Source organism: Providencia sp. Marseille-Q8014, from assembly GCF_965112055.1.
The window spans coordinates 3,670,717-3,691,477 of record NZ_CBCOPT010000001.1 but is presented as its reverse complement, the minus strand read 5'-3'; the positions used below and the strand labels follow the sequence as shown (position 1 = coordinate 3,691,477).

The following is a 20,761-nucleotide window of genomic DNA, read 5'->3' as shown; positions in this document are numbered from 1 at the left end:
ATGATTGAAATTAATCAGATATCGAAAAGTTATCAGGATACTAAGGTCTTAGATAACATCACAACAACCATTAAAAATAGTGGTATTACGTCGATTATTGGGCCGAATGGGGCCGGTAAGTCGACACTGTTGTCTATTATTGGTCGCTTATTAATGGCTGACTCCGGTCATGTCAAAGTGAATGAATTAGATGTTGTGAAAACGCCAAGCGATAAATTAGCAACTTACTTATCTGTATTACGTCAAGAAAACCAGTTTGCTAGTCGCCTTACGGTTGAAGAGTTAGTTGGTTTTGGCCGTTATCCTTATACCAAAGGGCGCTTGACCGTCGAGGATAAAAAGAAAATCGACGAGTCGCTCGCATTCTTAAATCTCTCTAATTTACGTCATCGCTATTTAGATGAGTTATCGGGCGGTCAGCGACAACGCGCTTATGTTGCAATGGTCTTGTGTCAAGACACAGAATATGTGTTATTGGATGAGCCGTTAAATAACTTGGATATGAAGCACTCTGTGATCATGATGAAGTTATTACGTCGCGCAGCGGATGAACTAGGTAAAACAATTATTTTAGTTATCCATGATATTAACTTTGCGTCGGTTTATTCAGATCATATTTTGGCCATGCGATCTGGGGAGTTAGTTTATCATGGCACGCCCAAGGATATTATGAAGGTGGACATTATTGAGGATATCTTTGATACACCAATAGAAATAAAATCGGTGGATGACAAACTCATTGCGATGTATTACTAGCTTAATTCCTTAGTTTCTATCGTATAAAAAATAACCTCTATCACCGGTTCGGTATAGAGGTTATTTTATTGATGCAGCGAATGATAATAAATCACCATCGCCCGCTGCATTAAATCACTTATTTCTTAGGACGTACCGCGGTCACTTCGATTTCAACACGCCAAGCTGGGTTAGCTAGTTTAGCGACTTGGAAAGTTGAACGAGCGGGCAGGTTTTCTGATTTGTCATTATAGAATTTTGAGTATCCAGCCATAAAGCCAGCAAAATCCATAGTGCCTTTAGTTTCATCACCACCAACAAGGAAAACTTGCATTTTCACAACATCGTTCAGAGTCAGGCCAAGATCAGCAAGGTGAGCTTCGATCTGCTTCATGACGTTGATAGTTTGAGTTTCAGTATTACCGTATGACTCAAGGACACCTTCAGGAGCGTCTTTAGAGATTTTAGTTGGCACCTTTCCGCTTAGGAAAATGATGTCATTAGTTGCACTGATTTCTACCGACTCAGCGATAGGCATTCCTTGCAGCTTATTGGTTTTTACACCTTCAGCATTTGCACTCGCTACACCCAGAACCAATGGGAGAGAAAGAAGTAAAGTTTTATAGCGCATGTAAGCTCCTTAACATTATCACAGTAATAGTTCTCCTCATACTTCAAGCCGTCGCGTTGTTGGCGACGGACTGAGTTATTTAGAGTATCAACTTATATAGACAAGCCATACATTCATTGATGCAATGCACAGCTTGAACAATAAATTTTAAAGAACAATTAACGTCAGTAGAAATTATCGCTCTTATTCAGTAAAACGAGAAAGTCTGTACGGGTGTGGATCGATGACTGGTTTAGTATCCATCAATAGATCCGCAGTCAGTTGACCTGATGCTGGACTTTCTGTCATACCCCAACCTGTTGCTGTGTTGATAACAAGGCCTGGGTATTGTTCAATTTTAGAAATAATTGGAATTTCATCATCGGTTGGGCTAACTGTGCCGCCCCAACGTTCAACCACTTTCGACTCTTTAAACACAGGGAATTCATTACGCAGTCTTTCGAGTACGCCATCCAGGTGGTCTGTGTTTGGTGTGTTAGTAGCTGTACGGAACTCTTCAAATGGTGTTTTTTCATCTAAACGCCATGACGTTGCCATTGTGAAAGAGTTAAACAAATCTTTACCGATAGAGAATTCTAATGGTAGTTCTCCGCCGCCCAGTAAGTGCATAAAGCGTGGACCTAACAGGAAGCTGTCTTTCACGATAGAGCTCGTAAAGATACGTGGAGCAACCGCATAAGTTCCATCTGCCTGCTCACGGAAGTGGATACCATTTGGTAAGTGTACGTTACCTTTTGGTGCGCCCGGTACACCCGTGATACGTTGTTGTGAGAGATAAACATTGAGTGTAGGAACGTCAACGCCAAGGTTACCCATAAACAGACGAGACCAAATACCGCCCGTTAGAACCACGTTAGAGGTTTTGATGGAGCCTTTCTCAGTCACCACATCTGAAATTTTACCGCCTGCGGTTTCCAAGCCTCTTACGGCACAATTGGTATAGATACGAATCCCGAGTGATTTTGCGTAGTTCGCCATCGTTGGCGTCACAACTTCAGGATCGAGGCTACCAGCATCTTCTTCAAATCCACCAATTTTCCATGGTGTCTGAGCATTAGGAAGACGTTTTGCCAGTTCTTCACCCTCGATCATGCGAGTTCTCAATGGGGTATCAAAACCTGGGTTCTCTGAATTCTTTTTAATCCATTCTCTGGTCAGTTCAAGATCTTTTTCGCTTGAAGGAACTTCAACACGGCCTTGAATTCGGTAACTTGTATCTGCACCGATTTTTTCATTCATACCGGTCCATAAAATCTTTCCATAATGGTGTAATGGAAAAATTTCTGGAGAGGTTTTGTAACTAATGATTTGACTGTAGGCACGACCAGACTGTTCACCGCCGACAACACCTTTTTCACAAATAACGACGTTCATTCCTCTTTCAGTAAGATTAATGGCAGTCATTATTCCTTGAAGGCCAGCACCGATAATGACAGCATCTGCTGATTTCGGTAATGCCCCCTCGGTGCCCGCAACAGCAGGTACACGAGATTTAGTCGACTCAAATCGACCTTCTCTACGGATCATTGGAACAACCGTAGCACCCCCTGCGAGAACACCCGCAGCACCGACCCCTAAAAGTAGTTTTCTTCTCGAGATTTTCATCTGTAACCTCAATAATAACCTTAGTTTTTATATAGTAAATTATTACAATTTAAGATAATCATATTATCATAATTCAAGTAATTGTTAACCATGGGGTATATTTGTTAATAAAACTAAGTGGAATGTGAATAATCTTGATTGTGATAGTCAAGCCTGTAAAGGGTTTGCGCGTTGTTTTAATAAAAATCAATCCTTTTAGGCGGCAAAAAAATAAAGTGAAATGTCAGCTAAAATGTACAGTTGTTTTTTTATTTGCTCGGGAAAAATGTCAATTTGTTTCACGAGGTGAGTAATAAATAAAAATACTCAAACATGTTAAATAATAATCAACTATATTTCGTGTGGTTAATAGCAAGAAAAAAAAGGTGCCCCATTATTATTGCATTTGTGAGGTGCCATCTTGATGGTGGAGGAAAGCCAGTGACAAAGACGAGACAGTAATGATTAAATATTTATTAAATGTCTAAATATATTTTGAAGATTATTGTTGAATTTTTAAACTTTATATTTTTGTTTGGTAGAAAGTTGGTGAAATAATAGCGTCTCATTAGGTTTACACTATTTAAAAATAAACGCAAAAAATATATTTGTTCAATTTTTATCGGTTGCCACTGTGGATGGAGATATTTTTTGCTCAATAAAACATATAGTTATATTTTTCTGCTTTGGGTGAGTCATGCAGGTTGATTTTTAAATTTGGTTTCAACCTTTTCGCCACTGTGGTGTTAAAAATAATCTTAACGCCTACACTCTGTTGTTCGCTCATATTGATAGAAACAAAATATACGAGCATTGTAAATAGGGTTATTTTTTGGGTGATTCAATAATTGTGTTATGACGTTAAATCTATCTGTAAGTTATTTAGCTTAAACGCTATCCGTATATTTATTGTGCTTATTAGTCTGGCAGATATAAAAAGCGTGTATCAAAAAAATATGGGTTATTTGATGTTTATTAATTAAATATTTTACTTAGACTAAATTACTTAGATAAAAACCCTTACAATTAAGGGCGGATTTGTTATAAGTTTAGTGATTATTCCTTTGTGTAATATGGGGTGAAACCTTGAATTATGTTTGCCGTCCGTTGTTCAATAGCATAATTCTTTTGATTTTCTTAGTTATCCTTACTGTGAGTATAAACCTTGAACGAAGTGCTGTTTTTATCTTTAATAAAGTGCTTTAGGTATTGGCTTAATGAAGGTGGTGCTAGTAAGGCATGACCTTTCACCCTAGAATTCTTATGATATTCATTGAAGATTTTTTGCATGAAAATTAGGCAGTCTTGATCTAAAACCGATAAAAATCGATAGAGCAAATCAAGAGTGAGTGGGGTGATGCCATTTTCGTAGCGTGAAATTTGCTGTTGGCTAATTCCCATTAACTTAGCAAGTTCCTTGCCGGTTATTTTTTTCTCTTTTCTTGCTTGGCGCAACAAGCTACCTGCTAATGTGGTGAGTTTATGCTCTTCCATTATCCTATTTTCTACCCAATGTTAGATTAGATGGTGGTTATCACTAGGTCGCTACTATAACGAGTCCATAGTTGGTGTAAAAATGTTTGTACCGAATAGATAAGGATAATTGATAGCTTCTGACTATCATAATGATTTATTTCGATCGAATATTTCGATCATTTGTTTTGTTTGATAGCTGTTTTTTTAGCTAATTGAAAGTTTAAAGCTATGATGGGTAAGTCATTTTATGATTATTATTTTGATTATATTTTTCATATCATATAAAAAATAGTGAATGTGGTTATTAATACGCCATATTTGGAATTATTTATTTGATAGTATTTTGTTTCTATTTGTTACAAATTCTCATAAGCAGAAAATACTCTGTACGCCGTAGTTTCATATAATGAGTATTTTGGGGCTAAACGTGAGCTGCAAAGGCCATGATTGATTCATTTTTGTCTAAGTTGTGTAACAGTGAGATAAAGTTGATGCGATGAGCAAATTTAGCCAGTCGCGCTATTGCAAGCGAGAGAATTTCTCTCTGTAGACAAATAACCTGCCATATTGATTGAAAGCGGCGCAACTCGATATTTTGCGCCGCTTTGTATGACCAATTACTATTTAAAAATAGTGGTTCAATAGAGAGCATTAATGACGGTCATTCAAATATTCAGGCTCTTTAGGAAGCTTAAAGCAGCAGAACAAGCAGATACATAATATAACCATGACATAAATAAAGAATGAGTTTTCTGCGCCATTGGCTTTAAATTGTAATGCGACTGAGGGAGCTGAGCCGCCAAAAATTGCATTTCCTATCGCATAGGATACACCGACACCTAATGCTCGTAGGTGTGGTGGGAACATTTCAGCTTTAACCAAACCACTGATCGATGTATAGAAGCTTAATAGCATCATTAAGAAGATAAGTAATAAAGTGATAATGACAGGAGAGTAAGCAAAATAACGCATGCCTATCACCATTACGGGATAGATAAATATAATCATAGATAGCGTAAATGTAATCATGGCGGCTCTACGACCAATTTTATCTGAGATAATGCCAAATAGCGGTTGAGACAACATAAACACAAATAATGAGATGGTCATGATATAGCCGACAATTTTGCTATCAATACCGATATTGGTTAAATAGGTTTTTGAATAAACCGTAATAATATAGAAACACAGAGATCCTGCTGCGGTATAGCCAATGACTAATACAAAGGATTTCCAATGTTGCTTGAGTAGTGCGATTAAAGAACCAGACTCCTCGGCTTCAGAAGCTTCATTACTGAGCGTTTCATCAAGGCGTTTTCGGGCGATCAGCGAAACAATAGCGGCAAAGCCACCGATGACAAAAGGAATACGCCAACCCCCATCCGATAACTGCTGTTCACTGAGGAACGCTAACAGAATGACACTGAGTAAACTCGCTAATAACTGACCCCCAGAGAGTGTGACATATTGAAACGATGCAAAGAACCCCCGTTGTCCTTTGAGGCCAAGCTCACTCATATAAGTTGCAACCGCACCATATTCACCACCAACAGATAATCCTTGTAACAAGCGAACTAGCAGTAAGAGTAATGGCGCAAACATTCCTACTTGTGCATAAGTGGGGAGAGCCGCAAATAAGAAAGAGCTGAAGCCCATCAAGTAAATTGAGGCAACCATAGAACGTTTGCGACCATGACGATCCGCGATGCGACCAAATAGCCAACTACCGATGGGACGCATAAAAAAACTGGCTGCAAAGACACCCCATACATAGATAGATTGTGTCAGGGGATCCATATTTTGAGGGGTAAGAGCTTTAGTGAAATAGGCAGCAAAAACAGCATAAATATAAAAATCAAACCATTCCACTAAATTACCCGAAGCCGCACCCACAATACCGCGAATACACTTGGCTCGGTTATCTTGCGTGATATCCGTTTTTTTGAGATTAACTTGAGATATTTCCAATTTATCACCATCGTAACATTGGTTAACAATATTTTAACTAATAGCGATATTTACTTAGTGAGTCAATATTTGAATATATGGTAAGTTAAATACTGAGATCAATATCCTGTTTTTCGTTTCTTTTTTAGATAACTAACAAGACTAAATTTTACAAGTAACTGAGTGTTTTATAGATGTTTTTTAATTAGTTTAACTTAGCTATTGAGGTGAACTTTCCTGTTAATTAAGAATTTTCGCAAATAAAAGCGCTGACAGACTAATATCGTGAGTAAAATACCTTTCCTTTGCATTTCATTGCATGAATGCAGCGAGCTTGAGAAATAAAAAAATAATAGGTTATTGATAGTGATCACGAAAATAACGATGAACATGCCTTTGAATATTGGTTGATTCAGTAAAGAATACTATCGATTAATATGATGCGATTCATGTTTAACTATTTGAAAATAAATGCTTTTTAAAAAGTGGTGTTTGTCGGTTAGTTTAAATTGAACGTTAATAAAATCCTCTATCTAAATTAACGTAATAAAAATGATTATCATTTTATATTTATTAATGTTGATAAATTTATGTTAATTAATTCTTATAAAGAATAATAAAAATGTTTTATTATTTTTCTGATAATTTTGTTAGCTAAATATTAACTGAATGCAATCATTATATTTTAGATATAACCGACTGGAAATGTATTTTATAAAGTTATTAACTAACATTTAATACCGTTAATAGAGGGAAATAGGCTAAAATAATTCATCGATATATATGTTTTGATATAACGGAAGCGCTGTGATTTATAGTTTTTATCAAAGGGTTGGTGTTATTAGTAACGTAGGTTATTACTCTTTTATTGATGTGAAACAATCTCTTAGTTTTGTGTGTTGATATTATGACCTCGACTAAAAATCTTATTATTTCGACTTTATATGACTAGTCACATTTATGACTAATCGTACTCATCTTAAATAAATTTTATTCAGTGTCGATGGAAGTTTGATTTCTAACACTTTAAGCAAACTAATTGAGCGAGTTATGTATGGCAAATATAAAAGAGAAAGCATCTGTTTTTGCTCCTCTTACCCGTCGTGGATTTATTAAAGCCGGAACAATCACTGGGTTAGCGACAGCGGCTGGAGGATTTTCTCTTCCTTTCAGTTCGGCTGCTGTTGCAGAGCAAAAAACAGTTACCCCCACTGGTGAAGAAAAAGTGGTTTGGAGTGCATGTACAGTCAACTGTGGGAGTCGTTGCCCATTACGTATGCATGTCGTTGATGGTGAAATAAAATACGTTGAGACTGACAATACCGGCAATGATGTCTATGAAGAATTGCATCAAGTGCGAGCCTGTTTACGTGGCCGTTCTATGCGCCGTCGAGTCTATAACCCAGACCGTTTACGTTACCCAATGATGCGGGTCGGTAAACGTGGTGAAGGCAAATTCAAACGCATTAGTTGGGATGAAGCTTTTGATGTCATTGCTGACAATATGAAGCGCTTAATTAAAGACTATGGTAATGAGTCTATCTACCTCAATTATGGCACTGGGACTTTAGGCGGTACCATGACAAAATCATGGCCACCAGGGGCTACATTGATTGCACGTTTGATGAATTGCTGCGGGGGATATCTAAATCATTATGGCGACTATAGTACCGCACAAATTGCTGCCGGTTTAAATTACACTTACGGCGGTTGGGCTGACGGTAATAGCCCTTCTGATATCGAAAATTCAAAACTTGTCGTCATGTTCGGTAATAACCCAGGTGAAACACGTATGAGTGGCGGCGGGGTCACGTACTATGTTGAACAGGCTCGTGAAAAATCGAACGCCAAAATGATTATCATTGATCCTCGTTATACCGATACAGGTGCAGGACGTGAAGATGAATGGATCCCTATTCGCCCAGGAACCGATGCTGCGTTAGTCAGTGCGATCGCTTATGTGATGATCAAAGAAGATTTAGTCGATCAGCCATTTCTTGATAAATATTGTGTTGGTTATGATGAGTCGACTTTACCAGCGGGAGCCCCCAAAAATGCGCACTACAAAGCCTATATTTTAGGGGAAGGACCAGATGGCCAAGCGAAAACACCTGAATGGGCCGCACCTATTACAGGTATTCCTGCTGCACGAATCGTAAAACTTGCACGTGAAATTGGTATGGCGAAACCGGCTTATATTGTTCAGGGGTGGGGACCACAACGACGCTCTAACGGTGAGCTCGCCTCCCGTGCTATCGCAATGTTAGCGATTCTTACAGGGAATATCGGTATTCATGGTGGCAATACTGGAGCGCGAGAAGGATCGTACAGTATTCCATTCGTGCGGATGCCAACTTTAACCAACCCAGTAAAAACCAGTATTTCGATGTTTATGTGGACAGATGCCATTTTACGTGGGCCTGAAATGACGGCAACACGTGATGGTGTTCGCGGTAAAGATAAACTTGATGTGCCGATTAAAATGGTTTGGAACTATGCAGGAAACTGTTTAGTGAATCAGCATTCAGAAATTAACCGTACCCATGACATTCTGCAAGATGATTCGAAATGTGAAATGATCGTGGTGATTGATAACCACATGACAGCATCAGCGAAATATGCCGATATTTTGTTACCGGATTGCACCGCTTCTGAACAGATGGATTTTTGTATGGATGCTTCAGCGGGCAATATGTCATATGTCATTTTTGCCGATCAGGCAATTAAACCGCGTTTTGAAAGCCGCAATATTTATGAGATGACGAGTGAAATTGCTAAGCGTATGGGCGTTGAAGCGCAATTTACTGAAAACCGGACTCAAGAAGAGTGGTTACGTCATCTCTATGAGCAATCTCGCGAGGCATTACCTGAATTACCAACTTTTGAAGCGTTCCGTGCACAAGGTATTTTCAAAAAACGCGATCCTAAGGGCCATCATGTTGCTTATCGTCATTTCCGCGAAGATCCGATCGCTAATCCACTCACGACACCATCGGGAAAAATTGAGATTTATTCTTCTCAATTAGCTGAGCTGCAAAATCTTTGGGAGCTCGAGGAGGGGGATGTGATTCATCCATTGCCAATCTATTCCGCGGGTTTTGAACAGTATGGGGATCCATTAATGGAAAAATACCCACTACAGTTGACTGGCTTCCATTATAAATCACGTACTCACTCGACATATGGCAACGTTGATGTACTGAAAGCCGCATGCCCACAAGAGCTATGGATTAATCCACAAGATGCAGTGAAACGAAACCTAAAACATGGCGATTTAGTGAGAGTATTTAATGATCGCGGCGAAGTGCGCGTGAAGGTGAAAGTGACACCTCGTATCGTGCCGGGCGTTGTGGGTCTCGGTGAAGGCGCTTGGTATGACCCAGATGGTAACCGAGTGGATCATGCCGGAAGTATTAATGTGCTAACTACCCAACGGCCGTCGCCATTAGCCAAAGGTAATCCATCACATTCTAATCTTGTTGAAGTTGTGAAAGCTTAGGGGTGCGAGTTATGTCAACGCAATATGGTTTTTATATCGATTCAAGTCGTTGCACTGGCTGCAAAACCTGTGAGCTAGCGTGTAAAGACTTTAAAAATTTATCTCCAGACGTCAATTTTCGTCGTATCTATGAATATGCTGGTGGCGATTGGACTGAGCAAGATGGTGTATTTGGGCAAAACGTTTTTGCTTATTACCTGTCAATTTCCTGTAACCATTGTGATGATCCTGCATGTACAAAAGTATGTCCAAGTGGGGCAATGCATAAGCGGGAAGACGGTTTTGTCGTTGTTGATGAAGAGGTTTGCATAGGCTGTCGTTACTGTAGTATGGCTTGTCCTTACGGCGCTCCGCAATTTGATGAGGTCAAAGGACATATGACCAAATGCGATGGTTGTTATGAGCGAGTTGCCGAAGGTAAAAAGCCGATCTGTGTTGAGTCTTGCCCGTTACGTGCATTGGATATGGCACCTATCGACGAGTTACGTCAAAAATATGGCACCTTAGCGGAAATCGCGCCATTACCAGCTGCAAAATATACACATCCAAATATTGTGTTAAAACTGAATGCCAATAGCCGTCCAGTTGGTGACACTTCAGGGCATCTGGCTAACCCGGAGGAGGTATAATATGGGATCGGGAATTCATGAATGGCCATTGATGTTTTTTACGGTGATTGGTCAAAGTGTCGCGGGTGCTTTTATGATGATGGCTGCGGTATTACTGAGCGGTAAACTTTCAACTGAGTTGGATCGCAAGGTTCATTACAGCATGTTTGGCTTGTGGCTGTTGATGGGAATAGGTTTTTTATTATCAACAATGCATATGGGAACACCATTACGTGCTTTTAACTCATTTAATCGCTTGGGAGCATCTTCCCTCAGTAATGAAGTTGCCAGCGGCGCCATTTTCTTTGCGTTAGGCGGTTTTTATTGGTTGCTAGCGGTCTTCAATAAGATGCCTGCTGCGCTTGGTAAAGTATGGTTGTTCATCGTGATGGTGATGGCGGTTGTCTTTGTTGTTGCGACCTCTCGTGTGTATCTGATTGATACCGTGCCAACATGGAATACTATCTATACGACAATGAATTTTATCCTCACCGCATTCCTTGGAGGACCTATACTTGCCGCATTATTGTTGCGTATTGCAGGCTTTGATTTGCAATGTATTCGTCGTATTCCTGCGCTAAGTGTGTTGGCATTATTGGTGAGTATATGCATCGCTATTTCTCAAGGTTTTGATTTAGCGAGTATTGAAACATCTGTGCAAAAAGCCACCGACTTAGTACCTGATTATGGAATATTGATGGATATAAAAGTGGTGGCTATTGCGATGGGATTAGGCTGCTGGATCATGCCATTAATCGCGAAACGTAACCCTTCTGTGCTGAATATGTTGATAGGATTTTTATTCGTGATGGCCGGTGAAATTGTCGGACGCGGCGTTTTCTACGGCTTACATATGACAGTGGGTATGGCAGTTAACTAGTTAATGAAAAAGAGGCTTAGTAATTTACTGCTAAGCCTTTTAATGCGATTTATGGTTAAATCAAGATAGACAAATTATTAAATATCTAACGATAAGTGAATAAAACACACCATGAGTGAACAATCTTTAAATCATATTTCTTTGACGGCACGAGTGCTTGGTGCTGCTTTCTATTATGCGCCAGGTGATATACAGGAAATCATTTCATTGCTGTCAACGCTTCAATGGACAGAGGAGTGGCCGTACGGTTCTCATGAGCAAAAACAGGCTATTGCCGATAAATTGGCCATAATCGCGACGGATAATGAATCCTTGGATGAGGCCTATCAGCGGTTATTTATTGGGCCTTATGCGCTGCCTGCACCGCCTTGGGGATCGGTATGGCTCGATAGGGAAAATGTGATTTTTGGGGACTCGACTTTACAATTGCGTGAGTGGATGCATGCCCATAGTATCGATATTCATTTATCACAGAATGAACCTGAAGATCATTTTGGCTTATTGCTTATGATGGTGGCATGGGTCGCTGAAAACAATCCATCTCAATTAAACGAGTTATTGGCTCAGCATATATTACCTTGGGGATTCCATTATCTTAATAAAATGGAGCAAGAGGCTAACTTTCCTTTCTATACAGGCCTTGCTGAATTAGCGCATTTAACATTAGCGAGTTGGCAGCAATCGCTTCATGTTGACGTAGAGAAGAAAATGATTTTTTATCGCTAATATTAAAATGGCATAACACGTATAGCCCTTAACTGAAAGGGCTATATAAATATAAAACAACCACTTGTATTTTGTGTTCTCTCCCAATCGCATCCCCATCATGTCTTTCAGGTAAAAAGCCATAGTCTGTTGTATCCATTGAGAGGTATAGGGGAATACACTTATTTTCTATTGCTTGCGAGTTATCCTATTTAGATAAATTATTTTTTCTAGAGTATAGGGATAGCGATTAAGTCGGTTTAAAATAAGTCGTTTTTTCTCTGGTCGTTATGATGGGTTGAGTATGCGTAATCAGTCATTAATGCTTTTTTTTATTTTTCTTTTTTTATCGGTCACAAAGTCGTTTGCACAAGTACCAACACAAAGTACAGAGAATTGGCAACTGGTGGATACGCCGCCAGCACTGATGCAACTTAAACAAAGTGAGACGATTTTCGCCCCAATTGCAGGCAACATGAAAGCCGTTGCTGAACTTTATCCTGAGCATGGTTTTTATCTGTATAAACCAATGGGGGATTACCAACCTATACAATTTGGGAATGATTATGCCTATGTTAATACTGAGGCGGTATCCCCATTAAAACCTCGCTTAACCCCTGAAGATGATAGGCTAAATGAGTTAAGTAACCCGATTTATGATTATTTAATTACCACAAAAAATACGCCCGTATACCGTTCGGCAAAACCGCATAGCCAGCCAATCGCAACGCTATTTAGCAATCTCCGCTATCCAGTATTAGTTCGTATGATTAAAACAGATAAGCAAGGGGAAAAAGTGGCATGGTTAACGATTCGTTTAGGTGATCGCTTGGGGTATATCAAGTTAGATGATGTGGAGATAGATAAAGGTATTCCTATCTTGACCTATCATCATTTACTGAAAGAAAGTGAAAACAAAAAATTCCAACAGACTTCAACGACGACTTCGGTTGAAGCATTTCAAGAACAAATGAATTATTTGCAGCAAGCGGGTTATCAAACGCTTTCTTTAGCCGATCTTGAAGGATATTTAGATAAATCAGTGAATTTACCCGCTAAATCAGTGGTTTTAACCTTCGATGACGGTTTGAAATCGGTATATCGCTATGCTTATCCCATTTTAAAACACAATCAGCAGCAAGCGACCTTATTTGTGATCTCTTCGCGTATTAAAATGACCCCTCAAAAATGGTCTGCGGACGGGCTGCAATTTATGAGTAAGCAAGAAATAAAAAATTGCCAAGATGTGTTTAATATTCAGTCGCATACTCATTTTTTACATAAGCTCGATAAGCACAAAAGCCCCATTATTTTTAGTCGTCAAGAGCACACTATTTTCTTAGACTTCCAGCGCTCTATGCGAATTTTACAGCAATTTGAGCCTGAACAACGCTATTTAGCATACCCCTTCGGTGGATTTAACCCAATCGCGATGGATGCCGCTAAGTTATCGGGCATACATCTTGCCTTAACCACGATTCAAGGTAAGGTGCGCCTTGGCGATAATCCATTTGCCCTTAAAAGGTTGTATGCACTGAAAACAGACCCAATCGAAAAGTTTGCACGTATGGTGGGGAATAGTGGAGAGTCGGTGGTTAACGAAAATATTGTTGTTGATAGGTAGAATCGTTATTTAAGCAAGAATATCTTATCGGCCTTCATGTCATCGTTTTATTATTGATAAACAATGGAAGCATATTTCCATTGTTTATCTTTTTATATCGCAATAGTCGGTTAAGAGTGTGGGTCATCCGCCCGCTTTCCTCGCCCCATTTCTTTTAAAAAGCGCTGCTGATAAATAAACAGCTCTTTAGCTGAAATACAGTGATAATTGATAGAGAACTGTTCAGCGGTACACTGAATAATATCCGCTAAAGCAGGATAGTGGCGGTGATTCCAATTAGGAAACAAGTGATGGGTTAAATGTAAATTAAGCCCACCGAGCCAGTAAGTTAACCAACTAGGGGTAGTATGCCAGTCATAGGTCGTTGAAAAAGTATGGGTGTAAAATCCATGCGGCATATTTCCTTGTTCTGGTGGGGTATAGAAAGTCGCTTTGGCCCAGTGAGTACCTAAAATTAATACCACGAAAATCAGCGATGCTAACATTTGGCTCAAGAAATAAGTGAATAGTAGTAAGCCTAATCCAATCTGTTTATCTGTCAGGAGATAAAAAGGAATGATAATCACGAGAGAGATATGCAGTATTTTGGCGCATAGAAATGTCACAATGCCGCTTTGCCCTTGATGGCGCATATGTGGAGCAACACGCGTGAAGTGGAAGCGATCTAACCAATCAAATACCCAAATTAATGCTGGAAAGGTGAGCGCCGCAACCAATGGCCAATAGAGGTGCTGCGCCTTCATAAAAGGATACCAGCGTTGATAGGGGGTTTGTCGCAATACAAAATTTTCTTCGATATCTAAATCATAATGACGAATGTTGGTATGCGCATGATGAAAAATAATATGGCGTACTCGCCAACATTCGGGATCCAAGCCTAAAGGTATCGTGATCCAAAAATTTAGCCAACGGTTGGCTTTCGCTTGCTTGAAGATTGCATTGTGCGAGGCATCATGGACTAAATTGATCGCTAAGAGCAGCGCAAAGCAGATAAATAGGGGATAAAAAATAAAAAAGAGCCATGCCGCATCACTCCACAGGGCAGTGAGATAGCTACCTAGGCAGCAACCCACTAATACTAGGCTTTTTAGATAAAACCGCCAATCGGCAAAGCGATGGTCATTATGCTGCTGTAGATATCGATTAGCGGCCTGCATGAGTGCTTGGCGGAATGCTTGGTCTTGACGATGCTGGTAGCCGAGTGGTCTTAGGGGTTCAGGATGCATGGTTAACCTGCACTGGCTGACGGCCAATACCCAGTAGCAAAGAGAGGCTATGTAGCCATAGTGCCCCAGCCAATGTTAGCCAAAACAGGGTTTGCCACTGCCAAATAAATAATACGCAAAACAATAAGACGGTCGCGATAGTAAACCAACTCCACAGACCTACTAGGCGGCCATCGGATATTCCTGATAAGGCAATGGTCCCCGCGGCAAGCAGAGTAAACAATAGTATTTGTTGGCCAGTCGTACCTTGATAACCATAACCATATAAATAAACATAACCAATAACGAGAGTAAAAAGTAACAACGTTCCTATGACAAGGAACCACTGATTAACGCGATATAATGGCACTTTTAATGAAACTGTTTGGGGTTTTCGCTTTAAGATCCGCCAAAATGGACGGTTATTATCAATGAATGGGTTCTCTGTTGCTGGCTCGCCTTTGATACCATAGTGGTACTCGCTGTCAGGTAATGCTGAAAATGTCCCAAACCACTTATCCCAAAAGATAAAGCTACCACCAAAGTTACGGTTTGAGTAGTGACCCTCTTTGATGTGGTGAACTCGATGATGGTGTGGCGTAACCATGACTTTCTCCCACCAACCAAGGTGAGGTATTAATGCACTGTGATTAAAAAATTGAATACTATAGTGCAGAATAGAAATGGTAATAAAGATTTCGAGTGGAATACCCAACAAAGCTAACACCATGAAGAATGGGATAGATGTCAATGATGAGTACCACGAATTACGGACTCCCAGAGAGAGATTGAAATGTTCACCTTGATGGTGAACGACATGCACAGCCCATAACAGACGATATTTATGGTGTAAGCGATGTAACCAGTAAAAACCAAAATCCCACGCAAATAGCGTAAAAATCCAAACTAACGCTATAGGCCAGTGTTCAACAACACCTAATGAAAAGTGACTGACAACGAATCCGTAACAAAACAGCTCTAATCCACGAAATAACCACAACATAATATGGCCTGAGTTCAGGTTAAATACCCACTCTTGCCAATTAATTGTTCCTTTTTCTGTTTTTGTGATGATGATTCCTTCAAGCGTCACAACCAATAACATAAAAATAATCGGAAAAGTTAATTCATTCACTTAGCTTTTCTCCATAAACATACGGCTGGTTGTGCAAAACGAACAATATACAGCACACTGATCGCCGTTAAAGCTCCGGTCACAACATCAATAAATAAATGTCGTTTTAGTATTAAAACAGAGGCACAGATAGCGATGGCCCATAATAAATATATTGTGGTACGAATGATTTGCTGTGATGACCATAATGCATTGAGAACAACAAGAGTCAATGAGACATGTAGAGAAGGTAATAAATTTTGCGGGCTATCGATACTCATGAGATGACAAAGCGCATGACCTGCTAATGAAAGGCATTCAATCGGTGGATAACTCATCGTCGTTGGAAAAAATAGATAGATAACGCCTGAAATAAGGGCACATAATTGCATCGCAAACATTAAGCGACGTGCTTGGCTAAGGGAACTACATAGATAACCTAATGGAATAAATACAAAAAAAGAGAGATATAGCCATATTGCTTCCACGTTGTAAGGAATAGCATTATCGACCCAACTTGGCGCTAATAACGTGGCATTTTCATCAATTTCACCTGTGAATTGATAAATAATACCGACGGTTCCCCAGCCAAGGAGGCAATAAAGCAATCGTAATAGAATGTGTTTGAAATTCATTCAACCTCCTTGCGCCTGATCCGTCTTCGTTTTATGGCAAAAGGTTGTGAAATAGGGTCGACGCGTAGCGTCCAAGTCAGCTGATCAATCGCCACATTTTGCCTAATAAAGTAGTCTTCTAGCGAGCGCTGACATTGTTTGAGTTCAAATGCCTGACACTCTCCCTGTAAATCGAGATGGCAGCCTTGTTGAGTTAAGCGAAAATCAGCAGTGACAGGGAGATGATTAACGATAATGCGAGACACGGGATCAGCAAATAATGTCACGACATTGCCGTGATGGTCAGGTAGCAATAATTGGTCATCACAACGACCTTCGATTCGTTCAATGGCAAGTTGAGGATCACCACAAGGGCAAGGAGTGTTACGTATGACTAAAATATCATCCAGTTGATAGCGAACGATAGGTTGTGTTTTTCGCGTAAAATCGGTGATTATTGGTGAGAATCGCTGTTCATCTAGCCAATGTGGCTCAATATGTAAAAAAGCTTCATTCAGATGCAGGGTTCCCTGTGCACAGGTACAACCTAAAAACCCCTCAGTTGCTTGGTAAATTTCGCCGACATGAGAAAAACATTGCTGTAGAAGCTGCTTATCATGAGGTTGTAGAACCTCGGCAACGGAAATAACGTTTCGTACATTGAGCTTAATCTCTCGGTTGTTAATGGCTTCTGCAATTGCGCATAGCACCTGAGCAGGGGCGACAATAATAGTCGGTTGATCGCTTTCTAATGTTTGTAGCTGTTGGCGGAAATTGGCATAGAGGTCATAAAAGCGCAACGAGATCCAACGGTTATTAACACTTTCATAGAGGTTATTATTTGCCCGTAAAAATAAGGCAATGCGTTCACCGTTGAATAAACCGAGAGGTAGCATTTTGGCTAACATACTACCAGACCAAATATTTTGTTCTTGTGGACTCACGACGAATAAGCCACGACGGCCGGAGGTACCCGATGAAAGGCCAACACTGTATTTACCCATTTTGGGCGAAAAATCACGTGATTTTTCGCTCTGTTGAGCGCAATGAAGCAGCCTCTCACTGGAGAGCTTAGCGGTATTCATACGGTCAAAGTTATCCATCATGATTTTTTTATTCATGATAGGAAATTGTTCAAGCGGCAGGTGTACAAACTGACTAAAATAAGGGCTTTTTACCAACGTCTTGCGTTTAAACGCGTTTAAACGTCGCTGTTGATAGTCCTCAAGTGCCACTCGGTCTGTAAAGTGCAGACGTTTGGCTCGCCAGTAATGCCATAACACGGATAAAATCAAATAAGGTCCCCTTCATGGCATAATTGAATGGGAATATTTTGTTTGTCGAGTTGATGCAGTTTATTAAGTGTCTGATAATAGGCGTGCTTATCATCCATAATGATATGAGCAATCGCCATAGGTCCACGTCGTTCGCGATAATTTGTGGGTGACCAAGCGGCATCACCCGCTAATAAAATCCAACCTTGTTCAGTGAGTACACATAGCCCAATATGCCCAGGGGCATGCCCCGGTAACGGAACAATGAATAATGTTTTTTGGTCATTGACCGCAAAACCTTTCCCAAGGATCTGCAATTCAGGTGGAAGTTCGACAGCCTCCAGTCCTTCATAAAAACGTGCTCTTTGCTCGAAATCTTCTGGGATCAGCCCACGAACAAAAGCGCCTTTTAATGCTGCAAAACCAGTGAGGTGTCGTGTTTTTTGCCACCCTTCACCGGAACAAATAATTGGAATTCCAGGGAAGTCACGTAGCCCAGCAATATGGTCACCATGAAAATGCGACAAGATAAGGCCATTTACATCATTTGGTGTGATCCCTGCATCTGCAAGTTGGTTAATGAGGGCATCTTTACTCTCAAAATAGACCGGTGTGACGGTGCGGTAAAACCGCATGATCCCTGTACGAGTATGGTCATAAAAGTGATTCGCATAGCCCGTATCAAACAGCCATCGCTGATCATTACCCTCAATTAACCACGCTCTGGCAGGAAATTTACATGCTTTAATACTTGCCCCTTTTAATGCCACACAGCCAGGGTGAGTACAATATCCTACCTCAAACTGATTGATAGTTAACATAATTTATCCTGCTGCCGTAGCCATTGGGCTGTTAGGTGAATACCTTCCGTCATATTAATAGGCGGATAATAGCCGAGTTCTTGCTGGGCTTTTTGATTATCTAACGTCATGGTGAAATAAGCAGCTCCCAGACTGTAGCGGGTTAATAGCGGCTCTTTGCCGGTAAGGTGCGCGATACCTTCAAGTACTGTTGCCAGTGTCAATAACACCGGATAAGGGGCTGAGCATATTTGGCAGTCTAATGTTAACTCATCAAAGAGTTGTTCTAACGTTTGCCTCAGTGGCTGAGGTTGTTGGTTAGTAATATTATATGTTGCCCCACTGATAAGATTATCTCTGGTAGTGGCTAGCATCATACTGTGAACAACGTTACCAACATAAGTCAGATCGAATGCATGTTTACCACCCTCTGGCAGCACTAATTTGCCTTTTCTCGCTTTAATTTGAGCGAATAAACGAGGCAATAACACACGATCATAGGGGCCAAACAAACCGCGAGGGCGCAATATGGTGTAGCGTGTGAGGGGGTAATATGCAACGCTTCGTGCAATCGCGGTTTCGGCTAAATATTTGGTTCGCGCATAGTGGTTGGCAAAACGTGTATTAGTCTGTGTCTCCGCAATATCACGCTGGTGGCTGAAATTGAAGTAAATCGCGGGGGTGGAGATATGAATAAAGCGCGGAATATGTAGCTCACCCGCGGTATCTGCAAGCATTTGGGTTGCTCGATAATTGATCTCGACAAACTCATGGTATTTCCCCCAAGGGGATGAGAGTGCAGCACAATGCCAAATAGCGTCGCAGCCATCCATCAACCTTTTGGCGTTTTCAATGGAAAGATGGGCAAGGTCGATTGGCAAAAACTGGACACCTTGCTGGCTAAGCTGTTGACCAATTTCTTTATTTCGACCACAAGCAACCACTTGATGACCCTGTTGCAGTAAGCTATCGACCGCATTTCTACCCAGTCCACTCGTTGCTCCTGTCACTAATATTTTCATGGGATCAGCACCATGGCACAAAAAGCGAGCCCCGCAGCAGTCCCTATTAACATGACATTTTTTTGCTCATAAAATCGGCCACTTTCAATTGCTTCATGTAATGCGGAAGGAATTGAGGCAGCGACTTGGTTGCCACGAAAACGGTAAATATCAATTAACTGTTCCGGCTTGACACCTAAGCGTTGCCGCATATGCTCTAAAGACAGATGGCTTGCTTGATGAGGGATGACGGTGCCAATGTGATTAATCGGTAAATGCGCATCTGTTAAAACGCGTTGCATAAAACGTTCGACCAAGGATGAGGCCATTCGAAACAGTTTTTTACCTTGCATATGAAATAAAAAATCCGTATCGGTCATGCCTGCGCGTGGATTTCGACGTGTGCCTCCAGCGCGTATTTCACACAGCTCGATACCTTCAGTGTGTGTTTCATGATGATAAGTGATGATGCCACTTGTTCCATCGCCTTTTTCAACAATGACGCAGGCAGCGCCATCACCAAAAATTAATGCGGATTCATTATCGTGCCAATCGATCCCACGAGAAGCCAGATCTGCGGAAACGATGGCAATGCGTTGATATTGGCTGGTAGAAAGGAAACCCGCGGCTACTTGCAGCGCGGTGATAAAGCTGACACAACTGGCATTAATATCAAAACAGGCGATACCTTGCTTCAGTCGTGATTGCGCAAGAATGTGTGCGGCCGTACAAGGAAGAGCTTGAACGGAAATAGCTGAGGCAGAAATCAGCATGTCAATGCTTTGCGCTGGAATTTGTTTGGCTTCAAGGGCATGGTGGAGCGAATCGGCAGCTAATTGTGCTTGAGAATCTTCATTATTTGCATGAAAGCGATAATCAATACCCGAGTATTTTTTCACATAGCCGCTCGGCTTATTGAGTCTCACATCTAACTCTTGTGAGTCTATTTTATTTTTAGGAAGTGCAATGCCCGATGCGATAATTTTTATCGGGGTCACGAGAGGGTTAGTAAGCATGTGAAGCTTATCCATATAAATAAATTATTAGGATTATAGATATCAGAA

General features: G+C 40.6%; 17 protein-coding genes. 6 read left to right on the top strand and 11 right to left on the bottom strand.

Going from position 1 to position 20,761, the window contains the following annotated elements; translation table 11 throughout:
- A complete protein-coding gene (locus ACWPW6_RS16425; RefSeq protein ID WP_154621987.1) occupies positions 1–756 on the top strand; it encodes an iron ABC transporter ATP-binding protein in 756 nt (251 codons plus the stop codon).
- A gap of 118 nt (positions 757–874) precedes the next feature.
- Here ACWPW6_RS16425 and ACWPW6_RS16420 read toward each other — a convergent pair whose 3' ends face one another.
- From ACWPW6_RS16420 to ACWPW6_RS16405, 4 genes are all read right to left on the bottom strand, one after another.
- The gene (locus ACWPW6_RS16420; RefSeq protein ID WP_154621986.1) at positions 875–1,366 is read right to left on the bottom strand and encodes a RidA family protein; all 492 of its coding nucleotides are present in this window, start codon (positions 1,364–1,366) and stop codon (positions 875–877) included.
- A gap of 183 nt (positions 1,367–1,549) precedes the next feature.
- A complete protein-coding gene (locus tag ACWPW6_RS16415; RefSeq protein WP_154621985.1) occupies positions 1,550–2,971 on the bottom strand; it encodes an NAD(P)/FAD-dependent oxidoreductase in 1,422 nt (473 codons plus the stop codon).
- 1,116 nt (positions 2,972–4,087) lie between these two features.
- Complete coding sequence (locus ACWPW6_RS16410) at positions 4,088–4,444, bottom strand: helix-turn-helix domain-containing protein (RefSeq protein WP_163863122.1); 357 nt, start codon at positions 4,442–4,444, stop codon at positions 4,088–4,090.
- A 633-nt stretch (positions 4,445–5,077) separates the two neighbouring features.
- The gene (locus ACWPW6_RS16405; RefSeq protein ID WP_154622413.1) at positions 5,078–6,394 is read right to left on the bottom strand and encodes an MFS transporter; all 1,317 of its coding nucleotides are present in this window, start codon (positions 6,392–6,394) and stop codon (positions 5,078–5,080) included.
- 1,033 nt (positions 6,395–7,427) lie between these two features.
- Here ACWPW6_RS16405 and dmsA point away from each other — a divergent pair.
- From dmsA to ACWPW6_RS16380, 5 genes are all read left to right on the top strand, one after another.
- Positions 7,428–9,872 carry a dimethylsulfoxide reductase subunit A gene (gene dmsA, locus ACWPW6_RS16400; protein ID WP_163863119.1) on the top strand — a complete coding sequence of 815 codons (2,445 nt, stop codon included), beginning with the start codon at positions 7,428–7,430 and terminating at the stop codon, positions 9,870–9,872.
- A gap of 11 nt (positions 9,873–9,883) precedes the next feature.
- A complete protein-coding gene (locus ACWPW6_RS16395; RefSeq protein WP_154622737.1) occupies positions 9,884–10,501 on the top strand; it encodes a DMSO/selenate family reductase complex B subunit in 618 nt (205 codons plus the stop codon).
- Position 10,502: 1 nt separating this feature from the next.
- The gene (locus ACWPW6_RS16390) at positions 10,503–11,360 is read left to right on the top strand and encodes a DmsC/YnfH family molybdoenzyme membrane anchor subunit (RefSeq protein WP_154622738.1); all 858 of its coding nucleotides are present in this window, start codon (positions 10,503–10,505) and stop codon (positions 11,358–11,360) included.
- Positions 11,361–11,471: 111 nt separating this feature from the next.
- The gene (dmsD, locus tag ACWPW6_RS16385; protein WP_163863117.1) at positions 11,472–12,086 is read left to right on the top strand and encodes a Tat proofreading chaperone DmsD; all 615 of its coding nucleotides are present in this window, start codon (positions 11,472–11,474) and stop codon (positions 12,084–12,086) included.
- Between the two features lie 283 nt (positions 12,087–12,369).
- Positions 12,370–13,689, top strand: coding sequence for a polysaccharide deacetylase family protein (locus ACWPW6_RS16380; protein WP_249999407.1), 1,320 nt, complete (start codon positions 12,370–12,372; stop codon positions 13,687–13,689).
- Positions 13,690–13,799: 110 nt separating this feature from the next.
- On the opposite strand, the gene ACWPW6_RS16375 is transcribed toward ACWPW6_RS16380, so the two are convergent.
- The 7 genes from ACWPW6_RS16375 to ACWPW6_RS16345 are packed head-to-tail and all read right to left on the bottom strand — an operon-like array spanning position 13,800 to position 20,713.
- A complete protein-coding gene (locus tag ACWPW6_RS16375) occupies positions 13,800–14,915 on the bottom strand; it encodes a fatty acid desaturase family protein (RefSeq protein ID WP_249999406.1) in 1,116 nt (371 codons plus the stop codon).
- On the bottom strand, positions 14,905–16,029 hold the full coding sequence (locus ACWPW6_RS16370) for a sterol desaturase family protein (protein WP_196713667.1): 1,125 nt from the start codon (positions 16,027–16,029) through the stop codon (positions 14,905–14,907). The genes ACWPW6_RS16375 and ACWPW6_RS16370 overlap by 11 nt, the downstream gene beginning before the upstream one ends.
- Entirely contained in the window at positions 16,026–16,643 is a 618-nt protein-coding gene (locus ACWPW6_RS16365) for a phosphatase PAP2 family protein (protein ID WP_154622742.1), read from the bottom strand. The genes ACWPW6_RS16370 and ACWPW6_RS16365 overlap by 4 nt, the downstream gene beginning before the upstream one ends.
- A complete protein-coding gene (locus ACWPW6_RS16360; protein WP_249999404.1) occupies positions 16,640–17,917 on the bottom strand; it encodes a F390 synthetase-related protein in 1,278 nt (425 codons plus the stop codon). Before ACWPW6_RS16360 ends, ACWPW6_RS16365 begins: the two co-directional genes overlap by 4 nt.
- Positions 17,914–18,717, bottom strand: a complete 804-nt coding sequence (locus tag ACWPW6_RS16355; protein WP_249999402.1) for an MBL fold metallo-hydrolase — start codon at positions 18,715–18,717, stop codon at positions 17,914–17,916. The genes ACWPW6_RS16360 and ACWPW6_RS16355 overlap by 4 nt, the downstream gene beginning before the upstream one ends.
- Complete coding sequence (locus ACWPW6_RS16350; protein ID WP_154622745.1) at positions 18,711–19,718, bottom strand: NAD-dependent epimerase/dehydratase family protein; 1,008 nt, start codon at positions 19,716–19,718, stop codon at positions 18,711–18,713. The genes ACWPW6_RS16355 and ACWPW6_RS16350 overlap by 7 nt, the downstream gene beginning before the upstream one ends.
- Positions 19,715–20,713, bottom strand: coding sequence for a 3-oxoacyl-[acyl-carrier-protein] synthase III C-terminal domain-containing protein (locus ACWPW6_RS16345; RefSeq protein WP_154622746.1), 999 nt, complete (start codon positions 20,711–20,713; stop codon positions 19,715–19,717). Before ACWPW6_RS16345 ends, ACWPW6_RS16350 begins: the two co-directional genes overlap by 4 nt.
- Positions 20,714–20,761 lie beyond the last annotated feature (48 nt).

Bases quoted from the DNA above. Each gene is read 5' to 3' on its own strand.
- ACWPW6_RS16425 (WP_154621987.1), top strand. From the start codon at position 1: ATGATTGAAATTAATCAGATATCGAAAAGTTATCAGGATACTAAGGTC.
- ACWPW6_RS16420 (WP_154621986.1), bottom strand. From the start codon at position 1,366: ATGCGCTATAAAACTTTACTTCTTTCTCTCCCATTGGTTCTGGGTGTA.
- ACWPW6_RS16415 (WP_154621985.1), bottom strand. From the start codon at position 2,971: ATGAAAATCTCGAGAAGAAAACTACTTTTAGGGGTCGGTGCTGCGGGT.
- ACWPW6_RS16410 (WP_163863122.1), bottom strand. From the start codon at position 4,444: ATGGAAGAGCATAAACTCACCACATTAGCAGGTAGCTTGTTGCGCCAA.
- dmsA (WP_163863119.1), top strand. From the start codon at position 7,428: ATGGCAAATATAAAAGAGAAAGCATCTGTTTTTGCTCCTCTTACCCGT.
- ACWPW6_RS16395 (WP_154622737.1), top strand. From the start codon at position 9,884: ATGTCAACGCAATATGGTTTTTATATCGATTCAAGTCGTTGCACTGGC.
- ACWPW6_RS16390 (WP_154622738.1), top strand. From the start codon at position 10,503: ATGGGATCGGGAATTCATGAATGGCCATTGATGTTTTTTACGGTGATT.
- dmsD (WP_163863117.1), top strand. From the start codon at position 11,472: ATGAGTGAACAATCTTTAAATCATATTTCTTTGACGGCACGAGTGCTT.
- ACWPW6_RS16380 (WP_249999407.1), top strand. From the start codon at position 12,370: ATGCGTAATCAGTCATTAATGCTTTTTTTTATTTTTCTTTTTTTATCG.
- ACWPW6_RS16375 (WP_249999406.1), bottom strand. From the start codon at position 14,915: ATGCATCCTGAACCCCTAAGACCACTCGGCTACCAGCATCGTCAAGAC.
- ACWPW6_RS16365 (WP_154622742.1), bottom strand. From the start codon at position 16,643: ATGAATTTCAAACACATTCTATTACGATTGCTTTATTGCCTCCTTGGC.
- ACWPW6_RS16355 (WP_249999402.1), bottom strand. From the start codon at position 18,717: ATGTTAACTATCAATCAGTTTGAGGTAGGATATTGTACTCACCCTGGC.
- ACWPW6_RS16350 (WP_154622745.1), bottom strand. From the start codon at position 19,718: ATGAAAATATTAGTGACAGGAGCAACGAGTGGACTGGGTAGAAATGCG.
- ACWPW6_RS16345 (WP_154622746.1), bottom strand. From the start codon at position 20,713: ATGCTTACTAACCCTCTCGTGACCCCGATAAAAATTATCGCATCGGGC.